The organism is Paraburkholderia hospita, from assembly GCF_002902965.1.
Lineage (GTDB): Bacteria > Pseudomonadota > Gammaproteobacteria > Burkholderiales > Burkholderiaceae > Paraburkholderia > Paraburkholderia hospita.
The window spans coordinates 335282-358130 of record NZ_CP026109.1; the positions used below are offsets into that span (position 1 = coordinate 335282).

A 22849-nucleotide genomic window follows, 5' to 3' on the forward strand; every position below is an offset into this window, starting at 1 on the left:
GCCGATGGTCTGCAAGCTATCCGACCCGAACCTCGGCTGTGTCCTTTAACACGGTCAATCGGGTACGCTGAAGCAGTGGATCCGCTGGTGCGATCCCGTTACTGTCGACCCGCTTCACCTTATTGAATACGACCACAAAGCGCCCCGGTGTCACCGTCGCCGACGCATATCCCTGGGCGTCGTGATCGACGTATCGAAGGTCTGGGTTGTTGGCTTTAAGAAAGTCGTCGAGCGCGGCTGGCGTGGCAACCAGCGGCGCGAGTGGTGTCCCTTCCCACGCTGCCTTGATATATGTATAGAAAGACGTGCTGCTGATCCCCGCGCAAACAAAGTCGACGAGCACGGGCTCGCCCTTCGAAAGATCCGGTTCATTCCGCACGACGCCGCATTGAAACGCGTGTAGATCGCCCGTGATCGCGACGACATTGCGAATCGACTCCTCTCTTAGCCAGTCGAGCAACTCACGTTTGTGTGCCGGATAGCCGTCCCACGAATCGCAGTTGACTACCAGGCTCTTGTTCTGGCCACCGCTTCCCGAAGGCAGGTTCACCCATAGCCGGTTCAGCATGACTTCATTTCCCCAGACCTTCCACGTTGCAGGGGATGCCTTGAGCGTGTCTTTCCACCATTGTGTCTGGACGGGGCCAAGCATCGAAGGCGAGCGGCCGAGCTGGGCGGTGTCGAGTGTCTCGAAGCGTTGCAGGACACCTCGTTCGACGAAGTACCGTGAACCCGCCGCGTTGTCGCCATGAACCGGGTCGTTGCCACGGGCCTGTGCTATCGCGGCTGCGCTGACCACATGGCCGTCGCGATAAAGCCGTTCGTCTGTCATGACCAGATGCATCAGCGAACCAAAGTGGAAGTCGCGGTAAATGCGGATATTGTCGTATGCGCTGTTTTCGCCGACGAATTTGACGTCGCTCCAATCGACGGGCATGTATTCCGCCCATGCCTGGGTGGCATTGCGCCGACGCTGCGTTTCGCGCTTCTCTTCGTTGGTGTAGACCTGATGATCCTGCCAGCAATCGTCGGAGAATTCGTGGTCGTCCCAGATCGCGATCATCGGAAACCGGTGATGCACCGCCTGCAGCCGCAGGTCGGTCCGATAGGTTCGATAAAGCGTGCGGTAGTCATCGAGCGAGTCGGCGTAGATGCCTCCTCCCGGCATCGGCTGTCCGTCAGGCAGCTTTAGCGGCGGGTGCGCCCGTTCCGCCGGATCGGCAGTGCGCAAGCCGACTGCCTCGTAGATGTAGTCGCCAACATGTACGACAAAATCGAGATCGGCCTCGGCGGCCATTAGCGTCATCGCCTGCCAGTGATTGACGCTCCAGTCCTGACAGGTGAGCCAGGCAAAGCGCACCCTGGTGTTGGCATCGGCGGGACCCGGCGCGGTACGGGACACACCGGTGGGGCTGATATCGCTGCCAGCCACGAATCGATAGTAGTACGCGGTCTTTGGATGCAAACCTGTGACCTTCGCGCGGACCGTAAAATCGTGAGTGTGCAACGCACGCAACGGCACAGTGGCGACAGGCAGCGCGAAGTCCGGCTGAGTCGATACTTCGAGCCGCAAGGACACAGCTTTTCCATCACCTTGCGCGGCGACGCAGCGAGTCCAGAACACGATCGACTCATCCCGGGGATCGCCACTTGCAACGCCCTGTGCAAACACATAGTGGCCCTTGTCCGTCAACGCTTCCGTATCCGGCATGGACCGGCACGCCGGGACCGTACCAGTTGCCACGGCAATCGTGAAGAACGTGGACGACTGCAGAAAATGACGGCGATCCATCGCGACCTCCGGCGATCCGGGAGCTTGTACTCACGGCGCGCTATTGGGCATTCATCGCATTGTCGTCACGGGTGGCAGGCTTCCATGCAGGCTCGCTCTGCCACCGTGGGGCGCACCCGTCTAGCGCTCTGGACGAAGAGGCTGAGTGAGCAGAGGCGATGGCCCCCAGATTTCGACGCTCATGTTCGTGACATGGCGGCGAGACTCGACCTCCAATGCCACCAGTTCTTCATGTTCCCGCGCGGCTTCCCAATCTGCAAGACGCTGCCATACGCTCGTCGCCCGCACCTGGGGCGATCCCAGCAGATTTCGGCTGGCATCGATCTCGACAAGGCCTGGGGCCCGCAGCAAGGCGGCGACCACTTTCTTCATCAGATCAGCATAGGCCTGCTGGTCAACGCCAGGCAGGAGATCATATTTCTGCACGACTTTTATCGTCATGATTGCACCCATTACTTGTTACACGTTGCAAAGCACCGCAGCCGGGCATCGCATTGATCGCATCGAGTCTGGTCTACACACTACCTGGCGACAGTCTGGAAAACAGCGTTCAGATCGTCGTCCTCCACGACAGGTGTGATGTCCAGTTTCATCAGGTCGCTCCACATGTAGGCGAACTCAGTTACTTTCCTTAGGTCTTCGGCTTCGAGCAGATCGAAACCGCCGCTCAGATCCGCCCGGGTCCATCTGCCGAGCAACGTGACGCCCGTCGGCGGAAGACCGCCTGTCTTCCGGAAACGCTCGATGGCTTCTTCGCGAATGCGGGCGTCGGGTGCCCACGTGAACGTCAGCATGAACTTCATGATTACCTCCTCGGTACAAGTGTGGCGAGTTGCGCTTTCTTATACGGCGGACGGTAGCCAGTGGATGCAACGCGGGGATCGCATTTGCGTCAGGGCCTGGTCCTTGCGCGATGACGCCCCGGACTCTCAGATGCGAGGCGTCGCTTGCGCCAATCTGGAAGTCGCGCCTGCAGGCTGTGTGCAGAGCGGTGGGCACGCGTTGCCCCTGTGCGATACTGCCTGACGGGCCGAGGATAACGCCGGGTGTTAAGAATCGCAGGCATGCCTCAGGCTGGCTCGCCCTGGTACACCGTGCATTGCGTTCGTGAGCGAGGAAGCGCCGTTATTTAGCGAACGCAACCGGGCGCGACCTCTCAAGCCGGCCAAAATCGGGTATTAGGACAACGAAGCGAATAGTCACTCGATCGTCCGCTTGACGGGGGCGGACCAGTCATTGGTGCCACGACAGCCAACGACAAGGTTGGGCGCTAAGCTAGGGCAACGTGCCCGGATGTCGTGGAAACGAAGTCTTGTGTCCGGTAAAACCCGGCGCGGATTATCACCGCGAGAATTTGTGGGCGCCGCGCGGGGGAGTACAACGCAGCCAGAAATGAGCGCTCGGCCCGTTGTTCGAAGAAACGCCACCTTTGGTGTGCCGGATCAGTGGTTCGCGGCAAGAGAGGAGCATCCAGCAGTTCGGCGCGCAATCCTGACATGTCAGGAACATGCCGTGCGCGCGTCGCGGCCACATAAAGCAGGCGCGTCCCGTCCTCGTCCAGCGTGAGCTGTCCATCGACCATTTCGAAACGAAAATCACTGACGACCTTTACGCGCTTTCATTCGAGGCCGTCGAAGGCCTGGCATGGCCTTAACCCATTCGCTGATCGTAGGTCCAACGCCGCACTTTCTGCGCACGAATGCCCGCGGCATCCGGATGGGCCGGGTTGATGAGGACGTTCGTCTCCTCCGGGACGATGACAGACGGCACAAGAAGCAGGGCTGTGGCAGCCTTATAGATCCATTTCTCACCTGTATCCAGGCTCGTCATACCGGGCGGGATTGCGTCCCATCCTATGGGCGCTGAGATGTTCGTGAAAACCGTCGCGGCCTGCCAGACGTTGTCGGGCACGTCCAGAAACACGAGGTAGCGGTTCAGCGGCAATCCCGCCGCACGAATGTGAACCACGGTTTCCAGACAGGCCAGGGCGATGGTCGACGCACAGTACAAAACCGGCGTTCCGCGCCGGTTCCACCGGCCACCCGTCGCCTTCGCGCCGGCACCGGAAAGATCGTCTGCGGGGTAGTTGGGCGCTTCGGTCGCGATCCGCCAGACCGCGACTGTCACGCGTACGCTCCGCTCTGTGCCTTCGCCAGCAGGGAGGCGACAAATTCCTGTCCCGCGACCGTATCCATGAACTCAGCAGGACGGCGCTGATCCAGTGCCGGGTTGGGCTGGTCCAGCCATTCGTTTACCCAGTGGGCGGCGTCGAAGCCTTCCGGATTCCCGGATTCGGCGACCATCGCTTCGACCTGGCCGACCAGCCTCGCCATACCGATCACCCGTTCGCTCTGCTCCGCGGACAGACGCGCCTTCCCCTTGGCCTTACGGATGATGGTCGAGCGCGGCAGCCCCAAGGTCACCATCAGGTTGTCCTGCGAGGTTCCCATGTTGCGCGCAAGAACGTACACGTCGTAGGCATCCACGCCGTACTTGATGAAGCTGATGCGCTCGAGCGGAGGCGCGTGATAGAGGGTGAGGTAATCGTTGATCTTCGTCGCGTGCGCTTTGGCAGCCCGCGACGGCGCGGCGGGTTTTGCCGGGACACGAACTGCAGTCTTGCGGGCCGGCGGGCGACGGGCGGAGGTGGCAGGCGCGTTCACGGGAATCTCCAAATGAGACTTTATTATAGCTCAAATGGATGTGGCGAATCTGCCCAGCTGGGACGCATGCAGTCGGGCCATCACCGGTCGCCGATGACGATGAAGTCTCGAAGGGATTATCGGCAAGCGCGCCGACGGGCCTTACCGTTCTGGCCGATCGATCGAATCGCGTGGACCACCGGAAGGTCGTGTTGTGCATGGCCACCTGCACCTGTCGGGATGCGCCTCTTCGGAGCGCGTATCTCGACAGTTGCCAACGCGACCAGCGATTCAGGTCAATTTCGATTTTTCCGGGCAGCGCCGGCACCCCTGGCGAACAAATGCGCCCTCGGCACGACCGCGTTCAGGAAAGCATGACATTTGCCGATAACACGGTGGTGTGCCGGTAGAATATCCGGCGCTCTCGTGGGCGGGGGAAGTGGGGGGGGACCGCATCTGCGCCGTGCCGTGGGCGCCCGCTGGCCCCCTGGGCCTGCTAATGGGCGTTGTGTGTCATCGCGGATCCACAAACACCTTTCGTCCGTTGGATATCGAGGGGAACGGCCGACGCGACGAGCCACGCAGCAATGGCGCCTTCCCGGACGGGGGGCATGCGTAGCTGGATTGTCCGCAGACGTGAAGAGGCATCGTGCAGACGGTAACAAACAACAGGCGAGGGCGCGCATCGCTGACCGACCAGTTCTGGCGCAGCCGCTCGGCACCGCTGGCGCTGGTCTGCGGCGGCATTGTCATCGCACTCGTCGTGACAGCCCTGTTTGCGGCGGTGCTGTATCAGGGGCGCCTTGATGCAATGGAGCGCGCCCGCGAAACATCGCGCAATCTGGCGCTCATCGCCGAGCGGGATATCGAGCGGAACCTGGAGCTGTACGCGCTCTCGCTGCAGGCCGTTGTCGACGGCGTGCGCGACCCGGAAGTGATGGCATTGCCGCCGCGCCTGCGCGGGCAGGTGCTGTTCGATCGCGCCACGACTGCACGAGACCTTGGTGCGATCCTGGTGCTGGACGCCTCGGGCAACATCATCATCGATTCTGCCAGCGAGGTACCGCGCACAGGCAATTTCGCCGATCGCCGTTATTTCACCGTACAGCGCGACAATCCCAACGCGGGTCTCTACATCAGCGATCCTTACGAGTCGCGCCTGCGTGACGGTTTACCCAGCATCGCCATGACCCGGCGCATTTCCCGTCCGGATGGCTCGTTTGCCGGGATCGCGCTGATTACGATCAACCTCGACTATTTTCACAGGCTTTTCGCCGGACTCTCCCTCGGGCCGCACGGCGCCATTTCGCTGATCGGCAAAAGCGGCATCATGGTCATGCGACAGCCGTACGATGCGCGCACGCCCGGGCGCGACATCAGCAAGGCGAGCACGTTCCGGCGCTTCAGAACCGCGGCGGAAGGCAGTTTCTCTGAGACGGCGTCGATTGACGGCGTGCGCCGCTTCTATTACTTCAGAAATTTTCCGGACCTGCCGCTCATCATCATGGTGGCCGAAGCCGAGCAGGACATCTACGCGGCGTGGCGGCGACGCGCGATCACCATCGGCTCGCTGATGGCCGCGTTTGCTCTCGGCTTCGTCGGACTGTCATTCCTGCTGGGCGCGCAGTTGCGCCGCCGGATGCGGGCCGAATCGGAACTTGAACTGCTCGCGAGAACAGACGGGCTCACCGGCCTGCACAACCGCCGCACGCTGGGGGAGATCCTTGAGCAGGAGTGGCGTCGGGCGCGCCGTACCCGCAGCATGTTCTCCCTCCTTTTCGTCGATATCGACCGGTTCAAAGCTTACAACGACACGTATGGTCACCAGGCCGGAGACGATGCGCTGGCCGCCGTCGCACGCTGCATCCGTGCCAATATCCGGCGACCGGCGGACAGTGCGGCGCGTTATGGAGGCGAAGAATTTGTCGTTGTCCTGCCCGATACCGCGCCCGGCGGCGCGAGCCAGATTGCCGAACAGATCCGGGCGGCGATCAGTGAGCTAGCGATCGAGCATGCGGGCAGTGAATACGGGCGCGTGACGGCGAGCATTGGCGCGGCCAGCTGGTGCCCCGACCAGCAGGGCGACGTCAGCAGCGTGATCCGCGCGGCCGACGAGGCGCTGTACAGCGCCAAGGCCTCGGGGCGCAACCGGGTGGGGCAGTTCCGTGCGTCAGGAACGGGTGGAGCGGACCAACGCCAGCCATGACCGCCGCGTGCGCGTCCTACCGGACAGCAACCAGTTTCGCTGGCGCCGTCCGGGCCGCGAGAATGCCCCGGATGGTCGCCAGGGAGTGTTCGGCGACCGGACTCGACGTTTGTCGGCGCGGCACGGAAAACGCCGGCGTTCTCACACCCAGGCGTCTGCAGACAATGGAGAGATAAGGTTTGCCCGATCCGGCACATTGCGCGACGGCGCTGGCGATCGCGACATCGCCAACGTGCCTGCGCAGCCATTGGTGGTGGCAAGCGCTTGAGGTAGCTTCCTGACGAACGTGCCGCCGGCTCGCAGGCAACCATAGTCCGGACTCGTGCGGAATAAAGGGCGCTAACGAACGTATCGCGTGATTTCGTAGCTGGTCGCGTGGTCTGTTCGACCACGTCCAGCTTGGAATGAGCAGAGCAACGCACCACGCCACCCAGCTGGGCTTTCTTCGGCGGTGCCGGGTTTATGGGACGCAATGCCGCCGTCGACACGTTGATTTTTACTATAAATAAACTACATACATAAAAGTTGATAAAAAACCTTATGTAAAATAGCCACCGGCATGACTCATGCTGAACCGTCACCCGTCGTAGATGTTTGCCTTTGGCGGTCTGTTCCCGCATACTAGCTAACATCGATTAGCTAACGAGGGAATATCGTGATGCTCACGGTCAACATGCACGACGCCAAGTCCAAACTGTCGAGTCTGGTCGAGCGGCTGGAGGTCGGCCAGGAAAACGAGGTCATTATCGCCCGCAACGGCACGCCCGTCGCGCGGCTGCTGCCGTTCGCCGCGCCCCGGCGCATCGGCGCCGCACGGCACCTGCTGGCCGGGCTGGCCGTGCCCGCCACTGTCGAGGCGTTCAACGCCGCTGACGACGCGATCGCCGCCGACTTCGAGGCAAGCGCGCAGCAGGGACTCACTCCGTGAAAGTGCTGCTTGATACGCATATCGCGCTGTGGGCCGCTGAAGGCGCGCCGCAGCTGTCATCGCATGCCGCCAGCCTGATCGAGGATCCGGCCAATACGTTGCTGGTCAGCGCAGCCGCGATCTGGGAGATCGCCATCAAGCATGCGAAAGGCAACCTGCGGGTGCATCCGCGTGATGCACGCTCGGCGTTCCGTCTGTCCGGTTTCGTCGAACTGCCGATCACAGGTGAACATACGGAGGCAGTTTCGATGCTTCCCTTCCATGCGGATCACGCGGATCCGTTCGACCGCCTCATGATCGCCCAGGCGCTGCACGAGGGGATGCCCCTGCTGAGCGCCGACCCGAAGATGTGGCGCTATCACTCCACCCTGATGCTGCAGGCCTGACTTCGACGGTTTGCCTGACACCGGCTTGCCCTGACTGGTGTCGCCGCGCATTCGGGCGACGCTGCATCGACTTCAGCCGTCGGCGCGCGAAGTCGCCGATTTCGTGCAGATGCGTGGGGCACAGATGGCAATCGCACTGTTCTTCAGGTACGCCAGGATGGCTTCGACTGGATACAGTTCAGGCGTTAGAGGTACCAGCCGTCGGGAGCCGATTCCACCGTATGCAGCGCCGCTGCACCGGTCATTCGAAGATTCGAAGCGCCCTTGGGAACTGGATTGCCCTGCGTCGGCCCCCAGTTGACCGTCCCGGCGTGCGCCCTGAAACCGTCAATTTGTGAACGGAGCAGATTTGGACATTTTCTTCTACTGGAAAGACTTCGTATCGGATGTAAACGAAGGGCGTATAGGCACACTTGGGGCCGATACTGACAAGCTCGCTGAACTTCAGGAGCGGCTGCCACGCAAGGTGTGGACGTTCACAACGCCCAAGGGCATGAAGGGGAATATCAAGCTAATCAGTTCCATGTGGATTACCGACAAGAGGCCCGCGAGCTTTGTACCCAAGTGGCGACACAACCTGTTCTATGACGCCGCATCACCCAGGTCGGTACTCTACACAAACTCAGGCAGTCCCGAAAAAATTGAGGAAGTCAGTTCCTACCTGAACAACCGCTTCAATCAGGCCTTCAGATCTAATTTTCACGGCGAAAAAGGCCTTCATGCGATGGAAGCCGATGTCGTCCGCGGTTTCGAAAAACTCGTGCGAGATTACGAGACCGTTCAATTTATGGATGGGATCAAAGAGGGAATGTTGGGGCAAAATCGATGATGTCGGGACGACACGCTGCAGTCGCGGCTTCTGCTGTTGCGGTGTCGGTGACAGGGCGCCCGTCGCGGATCGGTTAGCCGCCGATCTTAAGGACGAATGGCGGGCTTCAAAAAGCACATCAAGCATCGCCCTCGCGGCGTCCCTCATGAGCCGTCATGACCCTGTGGGCGACCATATCCATGGCAGGCTTGATCAGGCCATTCTTGTCCGTCCATACCTTTGGGGTCAACGCCCCGCTCAACGCGACGCTATCCGCGTCAGCCAGCGCGACAACGTGGTTTGCACGTCATCGTCGAACGCAATCACGTTGACGAAAATCGTATCGCCGTCATTGGTGGTCGCCCGCACCTTGCAGGTCACGAACCGCTTGCCATTCTGCCCCGTGCGAATCTGCGCCTCGCCATACAAGCGCCCGCCCACCAGTCCATCGATCGTCGTTCCTCTCCTGTGATGCTGTACCGCGCAAGAAGCCCCACCGCCTGACACAACCCGGATGATCCCATGAAACGCAGCGCCGCCAGCATAAACGCATGCATTACGCACTCCTCTCGCGCCAGTCGGTGGCACTGCTTCCAGCAGCAGCTTCAACAGAAAAACCAAATAATCAGGATAGCGTAAAAATTCGCTAAATTAAATCGCAGTTTGCCTGGACCCTGGAAATGGCCGGGAGTCTATCGTGGCCACTTACATTCACTCATCGCCCGATGCCAGCGCGACCTCGTAGTCCTGGCCGCCGTAGAAGACACCAACGATGAAAACGACTTCGCGATCCAGTAGGTACGCGATGATCGTGCGCTTGCGAAAGTGCGTGATTCTCAGCCCCGGCAAAAGGTCATCGCGCGCAACACCGCGTGCTGCGAACGTCTGAAGCTTCATGCAGAAGTCCACGATAGAATCGACGTATCTTTCGGCGGCAAGCGGTGCGCCGGCCTCGGCGATGCGCTGTTCAAGCGCTTGCAGTTGGGCTAGTGCCTCGGGAGCAAACTGGACGCGCCAATTCATCCGCGGCCCGCGCGGGACTTCTTCAGTTCCGCACGGACTTCGTCCGCCGATAGCGCTCGCTCAGGATTTTCGCGAAGTGCCTTCGCGGCCGGTACGACCTGTTCACGCAGCCAGGCTTCGACCGCGCGGTCCCGCTCACGAAGAACGCGAAGCGCATCGCGCAACACCTCACTGTCTGATGCGTAGTCACCGCGAGCGACCTTGTCCCGTACGAATTCAGCCATCTCGTTGGGTAACGTGATGCTCATCTGCTGCGTCGTTCGCATAGCACCTCCTTGCAATAGGATTTAATCCTACTCGCAGGCGTCGATCTTCGCAAGACAACACTGAACCAAAATTGGGGACGCTTCACTTCTCTCAAAGGCAAGCCTTCCGTTAATCGCGATCAGAGACCAGCCTTCGAGCACAGTCACCGTCCCTGCGGCCAGTCCGGTGCCCAAGCCATGCTGAACCGGCCGTTGCGCTCTGTCTGACTAAGGGTTTATACTAGATTCGTCTCCTCCATGTCTCCTCCTGATATGGATTCCACCCGCCCTCCGTGGCGGGTATTTTTTTGCCGCGCGCCGGATCCCATAGGCCCGGAATACCAACGCGCGCACTTTGCTCCTTCGTGGTTGATGTTTTTTTGATCGAGTCGCCGACGATGAGAAAAAAGGGACGCGTCGAACCGCCGCGATGTAGTCGCGCGTAATCGGGTCGATTGGCCACTACCGCGAATCCCCCAGTCCCTCTTGGCGGGGAGCCTGCGCGAAGGCCGGAGCATGGTGCGCGGCGACCGGAACGGCGCGATTTGGCATGTCGATTGCTGCGCTGATAGGGACAGCATCTGTCCAGGAATGGCCGTACAGATCGGTGCCCATCGGAAAGTTCAGGCACACGGCCAAACAAGACGCCGGGTGCAAGGTCAACCGCTAATGCTGAAGACGTCGTGTCGGACGCAGCGGCGAGCCGACCTGTCGGCTCGTCATCCCGGTTGACGTTCCACGGGAGAGCCATGCCCAGTCAATCTTATGCGCCCTATCGCGGTTGCAGCATTGACGTCCACGTTACTCCAGCCAGATCGCAAGCGCTCGGTGGCACACATCGGCGCTTTCGGGTCTCGTGGAGAGTATTTTCCCTTGGCGATCCGCATCGGAAGGTTGCGAGCGTTCCAGAGCAGTTGGAGTTTCTTACCGAGCAGGAGGCATTCAGGTACGGGGAAAAACGCGCGCATACATTCATTGACTGCATGTTGTCGCGGCCATCGCCAAGGGAGAAAGCGGGCGCAAGCTCCGAGCACGCCGACGAAGATTACGCGACGTGATCGTTGTTTTTTCGCGGATGCCGATTGGGCGATGACCGGTGGTGAGTGGGCCTGGCTCGTCAGCAAGCTTCCTCTGCCTAGTGATCGAAGACCGAACGATGGCTGCGTAGCGAGGGGCGTCGAACCGACAATGCCATGACGCAAGCCGCAAATAATCCGTTCATGTCAGTGCCGGAGCAATGATCCAGGAGGTTGATGATGAAGTCCGAGGTGTATCGGTTTGTCTACACGCGCTCGCAGGGTCTCAAGCGGTCCTACGATGTGACCATAAATGTTGCCAGACTCGATTCGGGGATATTCGAATACAGTGCCTGGGTGCACTACGAAGGCGCGTTTAAAGGAAATGGCCTCATTTTTCCGATCGCATCGAGCAACGCCGACGACGCTGCAGCAGAGGCGCGTGGTCGCATCGGGGACGATATCGAGCAGTTGGCAGGTGTGGCGGAGTAAAAGGTCGTCAGGAGAAGGCGCGTTGTGACCGGTGGCCGGAACGATGCACGCGGTCCTGTCGATGTCGCACAGCTGTGTTCGGCGCCCGTGTTGCCGGTGCCTGAAGCAAAGTCAGGCGACGGCCCGCGGACAGATTAGACCAGCCATCGTGCAATGATGACCGACATGTGCCATCCAGATGCGTCAACGGCTGTCCGCAAGGCGACTATGCCGGCGAAGATGCAGACTCAATGCTGACCTTCATCTGCGAAAGGCTGCCACGCAACACGTCCACATTTGTCGCTCCATTCACGGCGCTGAACTGATGCCGCTGCGCGAGAAGGCTGGATATAACCGCGGCTCCGGCGAAGACCCATACTACCCCGGCCGACGGCTGCTGAAGCCAAGTTGGCCGCGCAGAGCGGCGCGGCTAGCACTTACGGTGGTGGTTTAAATGCTTCGTCAGAAGTTGGACGCCCGGCGAATCTAAAGCGGACAGGAACGCAATGGAACCATCCCTGATCGCCGATTTCAGGCGAACAGGTCTGCCCCCAGAAAGTACCCGGCCTGAGCTATCCAAATCAAATAGGATAACTAATCAACAATCGCTAGATTAATTTATGTTTAGATTCACTCTCGGCGGCACACCCTATGGGCAATCCGTGCGGGCAATAAAAAGGGCCATTTTTCTACCTTGACCCGGCTTTGCGCCATTCGGGCAACTCAGGAAGATTACCGGGATTGCCGGCGGCGGCCCGCGGCTTCGCCCTGCCGTCCTTCGTCAATGCGGGAATGGACGCGAGCGACAGCCGCATGCCTTTACGCGTGCCCGCAGTAGCATCCAGCTGCGGCTTCGGTTTCAGGGCATGGCTCATATAAACTCTTTTTCGTGCAGATAATCTAGCAGTTTTTGCCAGCCGGGACTGTCGGCCCGAAGGTCAAACTCCATCAGCCGCTGACTCCCGTTTGCGCTCCCCCAAGCCGTGTCGAGAGCGACGATGTCCTGCACCGTCCGGCACGTTACGAGGTGCGGCGCGCTAGCCGTCTCACCGTCAAAGAGTTCCGCGTCAAACCCGACCTTCGGCCAGTAACGGTAACCGATCATCTGCGCATTGTAGCCGCGACCACCTCCGGCGATCAGCGAGATCGAAGCGAAGCAGGGATTGTGTGCAGTCATGGCGCACAGCGCGAACGAAATGGTGCCCAGAAAATGCGATGATCGACATGCAGTCCCTGCCGGAAATCCGCATAGAGCACTAATTAACAGGTGAAACCTGCAGGCGGTTCACGTCCCGGGTCCCTTCCCAGCCGCGCTTCAGTCCTCTGCGCTGGCGTATGACCGCTGACGCGGGCATCGGGGTGTAATATCTTGCTCACAAGGTCCTCCGCGAGCGGCGCTTGGGTATGTCCTTCGATGGCTACCAATCGACCTCGATGGAGCGCATGGGGAACAGGATGAGGGGCTTGCTTCTGGCATGGGCATGCGCATGTATGCCGTCGGTTGCCACGGCGCAGGACGTGTTGCCTGCCCCCGCGCCTGGGGCGTTGGTCGCCGCGGGGACCTACCTGGCCTTAGCGAAGCGCGTCGTCGACGCTGCCGCACAACCCGCTGCGCCCTGGAACGGGCCGCGCAACGGGCCGCGCGCGCAACCTGGGAAACGCATCGCCGTCGTCGCCGAGGATTTGCGCAACGGCGGCATCCTCGGCGTGGTGGACGGTGTGCTGGAGGCGGCCAGGGTCATAGGCTGGAGCGTGAAAATATTCGACTCCGGCGGCACGCCGGACCTGCGGCTGAAGATGCTTGCGAATGCGCTGGCAAGTCGCCCAGACGGTCTCATCATCGCCGGTGGCGACGCACGCGCCCTGCTGCCCGCGCTGCGCCCGTTTGCCGAGCGGAGTATTCCGATCGTCGGCTGGCACGTCGCAGCGCAGGCCGGACCGGTGCCTGGCACGCCGGTGGCGATGAACGTGTCGACGGATCCGCTCGAGGTCGCACGCGTGACCGCGCTGGCGGCCGTCGTGCAGTCCGACGGGCATGCGGGCGTCATCATCTTCACCGACACCAGTTTCCGGATTGCGCAAGGCAAGGCGGATGAAATGGCTGCCGTCGTGCGTGCGTGCGGCGGCTGCACCATGCTCGAAGTGCGCGATGTGGCGATCTCGCGCAGCCAGGAACTGATGCCGGGCACAACACGCGCCTTGCTCGCGCGTTATGGCGGACGTTGGACGCATGCGCTAGCGATCAACGACATCTATTTTGACTACGCTGCTCCGGTGCTGACCCAGGCCGGAATGCCCAACACCGCCATAGCCATGCTGTCGGCCGGCGACGGGAGTGAGTCCGCCTTCCTGCGCATCCGGACGGGCACGTTCCAGACGGGCACCGTGGCAGAACCCCTGAATCTGCATGGCTGGCAACTGATCGATGAGTTGAACAGGCTCTTCGCCAAGGAAAGCGTCACGGATTATGTGTTTCCGGTGCATCTCGTGACCGCGGACAACATCGCCGCTGACGGCGGCGATCGTCTGCTCTACGACCCCGCCAACGGCTATCGCGACATCTATCGCCGCATCTGGCAACGCCCGTGAAACTTCCGCTCCCACACTCGCTCACCGCGCAGTTCGCCCTCGTGGTTTCGTGCCTGGCTGCCCTGGTAGTCGTGGTCGGTGTGACGACCATTTACTCATTGGCCGGTTCAGCCCACGCTGTCCGACAGTTGGCTGAAGAGCGGTTGGCGCGCCTCGAGGATGCACAGGACCTGGCGCAGCACACCTTGATGATCGAACGGCTGGCGTTGCGGCTCTCCAGTGACGAGACTGTCGAGGCCGTGCGCGAGACGCATCGGCACGTCATCGAACAGCTGTCATCCTTCGACCGCCTGGTGGACCGCCTGGCCTCCGCGACCGCGAGCGACGACCCCGGTGTCGACGCGCTGGCATTCCATCGATCGAGCCAGCGCTTCCGCAACACGGTCAACATCGCCGCGCAGGTGCGCGAGACCGCGCTCGGCGCGCGCGCCGCGCCGGCGTCCATGCCGCAGCCTGGCGCATCATTGGCCAGCCTGGACGCCGATCTGCGTGGCCAGGCCGATGCCCTGGCCGTCGCGGCTCGCCAGCAGTCGGACTACTTGACGCGCGACTACCGCAAAGCGGTCGAGCATCTGGCCGAAGATTCGGACCGCACGCGCAGGTGGGTGGGCGGCGAAGTTGCGGTGAGCCTGCTGCTCACCTGGCTGATCGCCCGCGTCTTCCTCGGTCGTCAGGTCGTGGCACGGCTGCGCCGGGTCAGCCACACGCTACGGCACGGTGATGTCGACGGGACACAAGCCGGCGTCCCGGTGCATGGCGGCGACGAGATTGCCGACATGGCGCGCGCAGTCGAGCAGTTCCTCGAAGACCGGCGCCAGCGCCGCCAGGCCGAGGACGCGCTGAAGGAGCTCAACGCCGGACTTGAGGCGCGCGTCGCGCTGCGCACGGCCGAACTCAGCACGGCGCTTGCGGGCCAGGCGGCCGAGATCGTCGAACGCCAGCACGCCGAAGAGGCCGCACGAGCGAGCGAGTACTTCCTGAGCAGCATTATCGAAAACATCCCGGATACGATCTTCGTCAAGGAGGCGGCGACCCTGCACTTCGTGCGCTTTAACAAGGCCGCAGAGGAACTGCTCGGTTACCGGCGCGAGGAACTCATTGGCAGGTCTGTCCACGACCTGTTTCCGGCGGATGAGGCCGATTTCTTCGCACTGAAGGATCGTGCCGTGCTGGAGTCCCGGCAGATGGTCGACGTGCCGGAGGAGCCGGTTCAGACGCGCCATGGGCCGCGCCTCGTGCACACGATGAAGATCCCGATCCTCGATGTGCGCGGCGAGCCGCAGTTCCTGCTAGGCATCTCGCGCGACATCACGGAGCACAAGCGTGCCGAAGAGGAACTGCGGCGCTATCGCGAGCACCTCGAAGAGATGATCCTCGAACGGACGGCTGAACTGGCCCTCGCCAAGAAAAACGCCGATGCGGCCAACCAGGCAAAGAGCGACTTTCTTGCGCACATGAGCCACGAGCTGCGCACGCCGTTGAACGGGATTCTGGGCTACGCGCAAATCCTTAAGCGCAACAAGAACCTCGATCAACGCCAGATCGACGGGCTCACAGTCATCCAGCGTAGCGGCGAACACCTGCTTACGCTCATCGACGACATCCTGGATATGGCCAAAATCGAGGCCGGAAGAATGGAGCTCAACCTCTCCGAGGTTCCGCTCGAACGGTTCATCTACTTCATCACCGAGACGATCCGGGTGAAGGCAACGGAAAAGGGCCTGGCCTTTACTTGCGAGATGGCGCCCGAGCTGCCCGCAGGTGTGCTGGTGGACGAACTACGGCTGCGTCAGGTGCTGCTCAACCTGCTCTCCAATGCAATCAGATTTACCGAGCGGGGAAGCGTACGTCTGAGCGTCCGTTTCATGCCGCCCGCGCGACTCGGTTTCGAAGTGCAGGACACCGGTATCGGCATAGACGAAACGTGCCTGGGGGCGATCTTCAGGCCTTTCGAGCAAGTGAGCGGCTCCCGCCACCGGTTTGGTGGCACGGGGCTCGGCCTCGCCATCAGCCAGCAGCTCGTGCGTCTGATGGGAGGTGAGATCCATGTCGAGAGCCGCCGCGATACTGGCAGCGCCTTCGCGTTTGAACTGAACGTCCAGGTGGTAGCGCATCCGGCGGCTGTCGCCGCGCCCGAGCGGCTCGTGAGCGGCTACAAGGGGCCGCGCAAGACTGTGCTGGTCGTGGATGACGTGGCGGAGAACCGTGCCGTGATGGTCGATATGCTTGCTCCGCTCGGATTCCACATTGCGGAGGCCGCTAATGGATCGGAAGCTCTGGAGAAAACCAGAGCCCTGCATCCTGCGCTCGTCATGATGGATGTCGTCATGCCCGGGATGGACGGGCTCGAAGCCACGCGTCGCCTGCGCCAGATACCGGAGTTCGAGCAGCTGCCGATTGTCGCAGTCTCCGCAGGCGCTTCGGGAACCGATGCGGCGAAAAGTCTGGCGGCCGGGGCGAATGCCTTTATCGCCAAACCGATCGACTTCAGTGAGCTAGTGTCACAGGTCGCGGCCCTCCTGAATGTCGAGTGGAGCGACGAAGCTACAGAAGCGCAAGTCACTGGACCTGGCCAAACGGCCGCATCCGCTGCCGCTCCTTCTACCGGGACCATGATCGCACCGCCGCCGCAGGAGATCGAAGCGCTGCATCGCCTGGCGCGACTCGGCGACATGCGTGCCATCGTGCAACACGCCACACACGTGACCGAGCTTGACGAGCGCTATCGTCCTTTCGCAGAGCACCTCTGCCGCCTGGCGAAGGCTTACCGGTCCAAGGCAGTCCTCAGCTTCGTCGAGCAATATCTGGAAAGGAGGCAAATCCAATAAATTTGGGCCTTCATCGCTGCCTTTTTTGGCCGGAGCAGACTGTGATGCAGTGGTTGCCTCGCCCTTGCCTCTTTCGCACCCACCATTCGTGCTGGCGCCGTCACTGGCCGCATGTCGAAAAAATGTGGACAAACCCGTTGACGAAATGCGCGTGGTACCGATTCATCCCTTCATTGCGCAGGGCAAGTTTCCTTCTACTCGACGATCAATCCGTGCCGTATCGCGTACCGGACCACCTCAGCATTGTTCGAAAGCCCGAGTTTCTGCATCAGCCGCATCTTGTGGGTACTGATCGTTTTCGCGCTGAGCGCATATGCATTGGCGATAGCATTGATGCTCCTGCCCGCCGCCAGCACCTGCAGCACCTGAAATTCGCGGTCCGAGAGCACTTCATGCGGCGGCACGTCGCTGCGGGGCGAGTCGAAGACCATCGCATCGACGAGCTTCGGATCGATGAAGCGTCCCCCGTCCGCGAGCTTGCGGATCGCCGCGAGCAGCACGTCCGGATCACTGTCCTTGGTCAGATAGCCGGTTGCGCCCGCGCGCAGTGCGCGCGAGGCAACCTGCGCCTCGTTGTGAATGCTCAGCACCAGCACGGGCAACGAAGGCTGCTCCGCCCGCACCCTGCGGATCAGATCGACGACGCTGATGCCGGGCATCGTCATGTCGAGCAGCAGCAGATCTACGGGGCAAGAGCGCAGCCTGTCGACCACTTCCCCACCGTGGGCTGCTTCGGCCGCGACGATGATATCGCTCGTGGTTGCGATGATCTGCCTGAGTCCTCCACGGACGATCGCATGATCGTCTGCAATGAGTATCCCGATCATGTTCGAGGTCCGCCATCGAGCGGAACGTGAATCGAAACCGTGGTGCCCGCACCCGGCGCGCTGTCGACCGAAAGTGATCCGCCAATCAGCCGCGCGCGCTCGTTCATGCCGAGCAGTCCGTATGAATAGTCGCGGTGCCCCGTCTGCTGATCGAAGCCGCGTCCGTCGTCACAGACATGCAGTTCGAGCCTCTCCGCCGTCGAGATCAGCGTCACCTCCACGCGCGTTGCGTCGGCGTGACGTGCGACGTTGGTCAGCGACGCCTGCACGATGCGGAACAGGGCCGTTGCATCCGCGTCTGGCAGCGCGGGTTCACCGCCTTCGATGCGCAATTCGCAGGCAATGGCATTGCGCCGGTTGAACTCGTCGACAAGCCATTCGAGTGCCGACACGATACCAAAGTTGAGTGCGGCGGGCCGCAGATGGCTCGCAACATTGCGCACCATCGAGATCGTGCCTTCGACCAGTTCGCGCATGTCGTCGGCTTTTCTTTTCGCTTCCGCGTCGTCCGCGATGCGCATCTTGAGCAGCGACACGTCCATCTTGAGCGCAGTCAGCAACTGGCCCAGTTCATCGTGAATTTCCATCGCAATGCGCTTTCTCTCCTCTTCGCGGATCGCCTCCATGTAAGCGGACAGCTCACGCTGCTGCTCGCGCGATTCGACGAGTTCGTGTTCCATCTGCTTGCGCCCCGTGATGTCGTTCAGACCAACGTAAATCGCCGGGGAGTCGTCGTAGGTCGCGACGCGCGCCGTCGCCATCGCCCAGAACTGCGCGCCGTCGGCGCGCCGGAACCGCACCTCCGCGTTACGCAGGCTGCCTTCCGTCCTCAGATGCTCGACCAGATGATCACGCTCGCCGGGATCGACATAGAAATCCTCGATATTGGCCGACATGCCTTCGTTCATGCCGAAAAGTTCGCGCAGCGGCTCGTTCGTGTACAGGATGCATCCGTCCGGCATCGACGTGATGCACAGCGGCACGGGACTCGTTTCGACAATCGCTCGAAAGCGTGCCTCGCTTGCCTGCAGGCGTGCGTCGGTGCGCCGCCGCTCGTCGATCTGCGCCTGCATGTCCGCGTTGGCGCGCGCCAGTTCTTCAGTGCGCAACGCGACACGCCGTTCGAGATCGTCGCGCGCTTGCGATAGCGCAGCCTCGGTTTCCTTGCGCACGGCGACTTCCGCGAGCAGTTGCCGGTTCTGCGCGAGAATCTGCTTGTGCATCACGCGCAGTTCGAGGTGTACGCCAACGCGCGCCAGCATCTCGTCGACGCGCAACGGCTTGGTCACGTAATCGACGCCGCCCGCCGAAAAGCCTTCGACGCGATCCTCGTTGCCCGTCAGCGAAGTCATAAATATGACGGCGATATCGCGCGTTCGCTCATCACACTTGAGGCGCCGACAGGTCTCGAAGCCGTCGATGCCCGGCATCTTCACGTCGAGCAGGATCACATCTGGCTGCGAGAAGACCGCGCGCTCCAACGCTTCGATACCGTCGAGCGCCACCAGCACGCGAATGCCGCGGGCCTCGAGGCTGTCCACGACCACGCCAAGATTCGCCGGCGAATCATCGACGATCAGGATCGTGCCCGTATGCGCAACTGGAGCGGCGAGATGGCTCACGATGCAGTGTTCCCTTCCAGGTACCGCTCAACGAGTTGCAGGACCGGCTTCGACCGATAGGCGCGCGCCGGTTGATGCAGCCGCGCGGCGAACGTCGCATGCGGCGGATCGCTTGCCGCGATGCGTTCCGTCCACTGGGCGATGCCGTGCAAACCCGACATGCGTGCGAGCAGCACGTCGAAGTCCACCGCCTTGGTGATGGACGCGTTAGCGCCTGCATCGTCGCCCACGGCCACGACCATCGGCATGCTTGCCGACTGCGCCTCGCGCACTTCAGCCGCGTGAATGTCTGCGAGGCGGAGCATGTCTTCCAGTTCCGGCTTCAGCTTCAGTTGCGGCTGATCAAGCCGCCATAGCGCTTCGCCGCGGCTGTCGCGATAGCTGCCGTCGATATCGACGAGACGGTTCTGAATCTGTGCGATGCCGCGCTCGTAGTCGCGATCGCGCTGCGCCGCCGTCGCGCCCAGCGTGATCGCGCAGCTAAAGACGAGCACCGTAGCGAGCAACCGCGCCACCATGCTGTGCCGCACGTAAGGAGCCCGCTACACCATGCGTCGAAAGCCATATTTCTCCGCGAGTGCCGCCGTTGTAGGTGTCCTGTTCTGCACTCTATACCAGAGCCCGCTCTACCGCGCGCACGTCGGCTTTCAAGCGTCCGATGAAACGACGCGCCCCCGCCCCGCAGCCACTGCGCCCTGCCCGCATCCTTGCGCGTTCTTGCCTGCGTTGTCCGTTTGCTAGTGCGGCACCTCGCACACCGTCATCAGCCGAACGGTGCGCGCTGGATGTTCTACCAGTTCGTCGATCAGATCGGCCATTTCGCACAGCGCGTGAAAGCCGTACGCGTCGAGCTGGTCCGCATGATGGCGCCGCAGATAGCGCATCGTTTCACCCACCCGCCGCAAGGCATCCGGCGCGCTGTCGGTCAACGGCCAGCAATGCAACAGATACGCGAGCGGCGTCACATTGCGCGTCTCGCACCAGGTGTCGAACAACCGCAGACAGAGCGAATCGACGCGCTCGACAACGTTCTCACGCTCGGACAGATAGGCCATCATGGCGCGTCGGTTTGACATCGTGTTTCGGAAGCTCATCATCTTCGAAAAGACCTTGCATCGCAGTCAGCGCACACTCAAAGACGGGCGTGTGACATCCTGATTCGCGTGTCAGTAAAACCTTAACGCCATTCATCCAGAAAGCCCCGTCGGAGGTGAAAGCCCTTATATGTCGCTGCTTCATGCTGTTCCGGTTCAGGAAATCCTGACGGCTGAAATCAGCGCTTCCTGAGACGACATTCCGCCGCCGCCGATTGGGGGCGCGCACCGATCCCCCGTAGCATCGATTCATCGTGCGTCGCGGGGAAAGTCATGGCGGGCAACAGATCGCTGCGCTGTCAGGTCGAAAAACTGGTCGGTTCGACTGGGGGCCACGGGGTGCGCGTGCGTCTGCTCGACCGCTCCCGCACGGGCGGAACATGCCGCGTGTGCATTCAGGTCGACCGGCCGACCGGATCGTTTTCACTCTTCTTCTTTCGCCATGCCGACGGCGCATGGCACGTGTTTCCGCCGGGCCAGCGCCGTCTGGAGATGGGGATAGGCCGCATGGCGGCCTGATCGCTCAGCAAGCCAGAGACACGCACATGCACGACGATGCTTCGAATGCACTGCCGCAGGACATGATTCGAACTTCGCGCGTGGCTAAGCGACTGGTACGGCCATGCGTTCGCCGTGGGCCACATCTATCCGCCCTTCATGCTCGACGAAGCGACTGCCGACCGTCTCGAAGGCTTTTTCAAGGCGGGCCTGACGCCAGCCGAAGGCGCGATGGCGTTCTTCGGCTCCGTGCATTGAGAGGTGAGCGATGAGCATCGAAGAGTTCGACGCTCGCCTGTCGCGCCTGCTGGTCATGATGCCCGTCGGGACGGTAGCCGATCTGACGGACGACATGATCGCTGTAGACGGTCACGGACGCTGACGGGCACGAAGACACCCCAGCGGTGGCACCGGTCCAATGACGGCCATCGTCGCTGCGATCGGCGATGCTGTGCAATTCCGTGCCGTAGATGCCATCGCTCGAAATTTGTGGAGCCAATCAATGAAACACCAGATCGTCGGGCGTTATCGCGGATTCGTTATTGAAGCGCGCATAGAGCAGCGGACGGCCCGTTCGTCCGATGGAGTCGCGCTGAGATACCGCGTCTCGTGGTCGTTGCGTACAGTGACGTCAAAACAAAAGATCATCGGTGACTTTGCCGATCCCGTCATATACGACTCGGACAGCATCGCTCTCACTTGCGTTGACCGCGCGGCGCGCGCCTTTATCGATGCCATGCTGGCGGATGGTTTCGAACGATTGTCCCGGTTTGACGGACAGATTTACAGTCAGAGATTTGATGTGTGCTAGCCTCCGTTAAGCGTTGAATCGCGAGTTGTACACGGGCGGGCGGCGGGTCGCCTTCTATGGGAAACCAGAAGTGAGCCACCGGCGAACGCGCCACGATGCCGCCGGACCCTGCCGCAAGTCTCCGGCCGGGGTTCCGGCGCGCGTCGCGGGACCCGTGTGGCTGGTGATGGTTCTGGTGCAAATCGTGAAGGTGAATCGGTTAAAGTGTTGCTCCCCGATCTCATCATCCGACAATGAGCAAGCTGAAGAGTACGGACGAACTGTTCTCGGGTCGTCACTTCAACCGCGACGTGATCATTCTGTGCGTGCGCTGGTATATGCGCTACAAGCTCAGCCTGCGTGATCTTGTCGAGATGATGGCCGAGCGGGGCCTGTCGCTGGCCCACACGACGATCTTGCGTTGGGTGAAGCGCTATACGCCGGAGTTCGTCAAGCGCTGGGAACGTTTCGGCACGCCTGCAGGTGCGTCGTGGCGCGTCGACGAAACTTACGTGAAAATCCGCGGCAAATGGGTCTACCTTTATCGGGCGGTAGATCGGTCGGGGCAGACGGTTGATTTCCTGCTCAGGGCGAAACGTGACGTGAAGGCGGCCATAGCCTTCTTTAGCAGGGCCATCAAACATCAGGGCAAGCCACCAAAGACCATCACGCTCGATGGCTATGCCGCCTCACACCGTGCTGTGCGGGAGATGAAGGCGGATGGCCTGCTGCCGGAGGATACGAAGAGATCCGGTCCTCGAAATATCTCAACAACTTGATCGAGCAGGACCATCGCCACATCAAGTCCCGGACCAATGTCATGCTCGGCTTCAAACGGTTCAGGAACGCCGCGATCACGCTCGCAGGCATTGAGTTGCTGCATCGCATTCGAAAAGGTCAATTCAATCTCGCGAAGCTCGGCCTCAAAGATATCACTGCGCCCGCCGTCTGGAGTGCTGTCCTGTCTGCTCGATAAGAAATCCTTTCTATCTGAACCGTCTCTTCCAGACGGCCTATTTGCACCAGAACCATCGAGGGCACCTAAGCGCTCCTCCCGGCGCGCCCGGAAGGAGTTTCCAGCCTC

General features: G+C 61.4%; 23 protein-coding genes and 2 pseudogenes. 11 read left to right on the forward strand and 14 right to left on the reverse strand.

The window, feature by feature from the left end; translation table 11 throughout:
• Positions 1–16 precede the first annotated feature (16 nt).
• The 5 genes from C2L64_RS50420 to parS all read right to left on the reverse strand — a co-directional run bounded on the left by C2L64_RS50420 (position 17) and on the right by parS (position 4455).
• Complete coding sequence (locus tag C2L64_RS50420) at positions 17–1792, reverse strand: alkaline phosphatase D family protein (RefSeq protein WP_086917604.1); 1776 nt, start codon at positions 1790–1792, stop codon at positions 17–19.
• Positions 1793–1912: 120 nt separating this feature from the next.
• Positions 1913–2233 carry an antibiotic biosynthesis monooxygenase gene (locus C2L64_RS50425; RefSeq protein WP_086917608.1) on the reverse strand — a complete coding sequence of 107 codons (321 nt, stop codon included), beginning with the start codon at positions 2231–2233 and terminating at the stop codon, positions 1913–1915.
• 80 nt (positions 2234–2313) lie between these two features.
• On the reverse strand, positions 2314–2595 hold the full coding sequence (locus C2L64_RS50430; RefSeq protein ID WP_086917605.1) for a DUF3303 domain-containing protein: 282 nt from the start codon (positions 2593–2595) through the stop codon (positions 2314–2316).
• An 847-nt stretch (positions 2596–3442) separates the two neighbouring features.
• On the reverse strand, positions 3443–3919 hold the full coding sequence (locus C2L64_RS50440) for an RES family NAD+ phosphorylase (RefSeq protein ID WP_086917606.1): 477 nt from the start codon (positions 3917–3919) through the stop codon (positions 3443–3445).
• Complete coding sequence (gene parS, locus C2L64_RS50445) at positions 3916–4455, reverse strand: type II RES/Xre toxin-antitoxin system antitoxin (RefSeq protein WP_086917607.1); 540 nt, start codon at positions 4453–4455, stop codon at positions 3916–3918. The genes C2L64_RS50440 and parS overlap by 4 nt, the downstream gene beginning before the upstream one ends.
• Before the next feature lie 667 nt (positions 4456–5122).
• Between parS and C2L64_RS50450 the strand changes: the two genes are divergently transcribed.
• The 4 genes from C2L64_RS50450 to C2L64_RS50470 all read left to right on the forward strand — a co-directional run bounded on the left by C2L64_RS50450 (position 5123) and on the right by C2L64_RS50470 (position 8783).
• Positions 5123–6640: a sensor domain-containing diguanylate cyclase gene (locus tag C2L64_RS50450; RefSeq protein ID WP_090837084.1), complete on the forward strand. Its 1518-nt coding sequence runs from the start codon at positions 5123–5125 to the stop codon at positions 6638–6640.
• 658 nt (positions 6641–7298) lie between these two features.
• On the forward strand, positions 7299–7568 hold the full coding sequence (locus C2L64_RS50460; protein ID WP_007741389.1) for a type II toxin-antitoxin system Phd/YefM family antitoxin: 270 nt from the start codon (positions 7299–7301) through the stop codon (positions 7566–7568).
• The gene (locus C2L64_RS50465; RefSeq protein WP_090837064.1) at positions 7565–7954 is read left to right on the forward strand and encodes a type II toxin-antitoxin system VapC family toxin; all 390 of its coding nucleotides are present in this window, start codon (positions 7565–7567) and stop codon (positions 7952–7954) included. The genes C2L64_RS50460 and C2L64_RS50465 overlap by 4 nt, the downstream gene beginning before the upstream one ends.
• A 349-nt stretch (positions 7955–8303) precedes the next feature.
• On the forward strand, positions 8304–8783 hold the full coding sequence (locus C2L64_RS50470) for a hypothetical protein (protein WP_090837067.1): 480 nt from the start codon (positions 8304–8306) through the stop codon (positions 8781–8783).
• 118 nt (positions 8784–8901) lie between these two features.
• Here the strand turns inward: C2L64_RS50470 and C2L64_RS50475 are convergent.
• The 3 genes and pseudogenes from C2L64_RS50475 to C2L64_RS50485 all read right to left on the reverse strand — a co-directional run bounded on the left by C2L64_RS50475 (position 8902) and on the right by C2L64_RS50485 (position 10051).
• Positions 8902–9215, reverse strand: a pseudogene (locus C2L64_RS50475) (single-stranded DNA-binding protein).
• Between the two features lie 258 nt (positions 9216–9473).
• On the reverse strand, positions 9474–9785 hold the full coding sequence (locus C2L64_RS50480; protein WP_090837069.1) for a type II toxin-antitoxin system RelE/ParE family toxin: 312 nt from the start codon (positions 9783–9785) through the stop codon (positions 9474–9476).
• Positions 9782–10051 (reverse strand): type II toxin-antitoxin system ParD family antitoxin, encoded by a 270-nt coding sequence (locus C2L64_RS50485; RefSeq protein WP_007741379.1) that lies wholly within the window; start codon positions 10049–10051, stop codon positions 9782–9784. The genes C2L64_RS50480 and C2L64_RS50485 overlap by 4 nt, the downstream gene beginning before the upstream one ends.
• Before the next feature lie 1232 nt (positions 10052–11283).
• Here C2L64_RS50485 and C2L64_RS50495 point away from each other — a divergent pair.
• Positions 11284–11538, forward strand: coding sequence for a hypothetical protein (locus tag C2L64_RS50495; protein ID WP_035539995.1), 255 nt, complete (start codon positions 11284–11286; stop codon positions 11536–11538).
• Positions 11539–12206: 668 nt separating this feature from the next.
• Here the strand turns inward: C2L64_RS50495 and C2L64_RS50500 are convergent.
• Both C2L64_RS50500 and C2L64_RS50505 read right to left on the reverse strand, forming a co-directional pair.
• Positions 12207–12392, reverse strand: coding sequence for a hypothetical protein (locus tag C2L64_RS50500; RefSeq protein WP_007741375.1), 186 nt, complete (start codon positions 12390–12392; stop codon positions 12207–12209).
• The gene (locus C2L64_RS50505; protein WP_090837073.1) at positions 12389–12694 is read right to left on the reverse strand and encodes a hypothetical protein; all 306 of its coding nucleotides are present in this window, start codon (positions 12692–12694) and stop codon (positions 12389–12391) included. The genes C2L64_RS50500 and C2L64_RS50505 overlap by 4 nt, the downstream gene beginning before the upstream one ends.
• Before the next feature lie 278 nt (positions 12695–12972).
• Between C2L64_RS50505 and C2L64_RS50510 the strand changes: the two genes are divergently transcribed.
• Both C2L64_RS50510 and C2L64_RS50515 read left to right on the forward strand, forming a co-directional pair.
• The gene (locus tag C2L64_RS50510) at positions 12973–14106 is read left to right on the forward strand and encodes a substrate-binding domain-containing protein (protein WP_090837074.1); all 1134 of its coding nucleotides are present in this window, start codon (positions 12973–12975) and stop codon (positions 14104–14106) included.
• Positions 14103–16934, forward strand: a complete 2832-nt coding sequence (locus C2L64_RS50515; RefSeq protein ID WP_090837076.1) for a PAS domain-containing hybrid sensor histidine kinase/response regulator — start codon at positions 14103–14105, stop codon at positions 16932–16934. The genes C2L64_RS50510 and C2L64_RS50515 overlap by 4 nt, the downstream gene beginning before the upstream one ends.
• 194 nt (positions 16935–17128) lie before the next feature.
• Here C2L64_RS50515 and C2L64_RS50520 read toward each other — a convergent pair whose 3' ends face one another.
• The 4 genes from C2L64_RS50520 to C2L64_RS50535 form a co-directional block, all read right to left on the reverse strand.
• Positions 17129–17761, reverse strand: coding sequence for a response regulator (locus tag C2L64_RS50520; RefSeq protein ID WP_090837078.1), 633 nt, complete (start codon positions 17759–17761; stop codon positions 17129–17131).
• Positions 17758–19383 carry a response regulator gene (locus C2L64_RS50525; RefSeq protein WP_090837080.1) on the reverse strand — a complete coding sequence of 542 codons (1626 nt, stop codon included), beginning with the start codon at positions 19381–19383 and terminating at the stop codon, positions 17758–17760. The genes C2L64_RS50520 and C2L64_RS50525 overlap by 4 nt, the downstream gene beginning before the upstream one ends.
• Positions 19380–19901, reverse strand: a complete 522-nt coding sequence (locus C2L64_RS55605) for a hypothetical protein (RefSeq protein ID WP_244144529.1) — start codon at positions 19899–19901, stop codon at positions 19380–19382. Before C2L64_RS55605 ends, C2L64_RS50525 begins: the two co-directional genes overlap by 4 nt.
• A 219-nt stretch (positions 19902–20120) precedes the next feature.
• Complete coding sequence (locus C2L64_RS50535) at positions 20121–20441, reverse strand: hypothetical protein (protein ID WP_090837088.1); 321 nt, start codon at positions 20439–20441, stop codon at positions 20121–20123.
• A 309-nt stretch (positions 20442–20750) separates the two neighbouring features.
• On the opposite strand from C2L64_RS50535, the gene C2L64_RS50540 reads away from it, so the two are divergent.
• The 4 genes and pseudogenes from C2L64_RS50540 (at position 20751) to C2L64_RS50555 (ending at position 22741) form a co-directional block, all read left to right on the forward strand.
• The gene (locus C2L64_RS50540) at positions 20751–20996 is read left to right on the forward strand and encodes a hypothetical protein (protein ID WP_007741353.1); all 246 of its coding nucleotides are present in this window, start codon (positions 20751–20753) and stop codon (positions 20994–20996) included.
• Positions 20997–21022: 26 nt separating this feature from the next.
• Positions 21023–21233, forward strand: a pseudogene (locus C2L64_RS50545) (hypothetical protein).
• Between the two features lie 160 nt (positions 21234–21393).
• Positions 21394–21786: a hypothetical protein gene (locus C2L64_RS55610; RefSeq protein ID WP_236674434.1), complete on the forward strand. Its 393-nt coding sequence runs from the start codon at positions 21394–21396 to the stop codon at positions 21784–21786.
• Positions 21787–22019: 233 nt separating this feature from the next.
• Positions 22020–22741 (forward strand): IS6 family transposase gene (locus tag C2L64_RS50555; protein WP_407671993.1). Its coding sequence is split into 2 segments (ribosomal slippage): positions 22020–22508 and positions 22511–22741, totalling 720 coding nucleotides; the frame shifts between segments, so codons are not numbered across the junction.
• Positions 22742–22849: the final 108 nt, after the last annotated feature.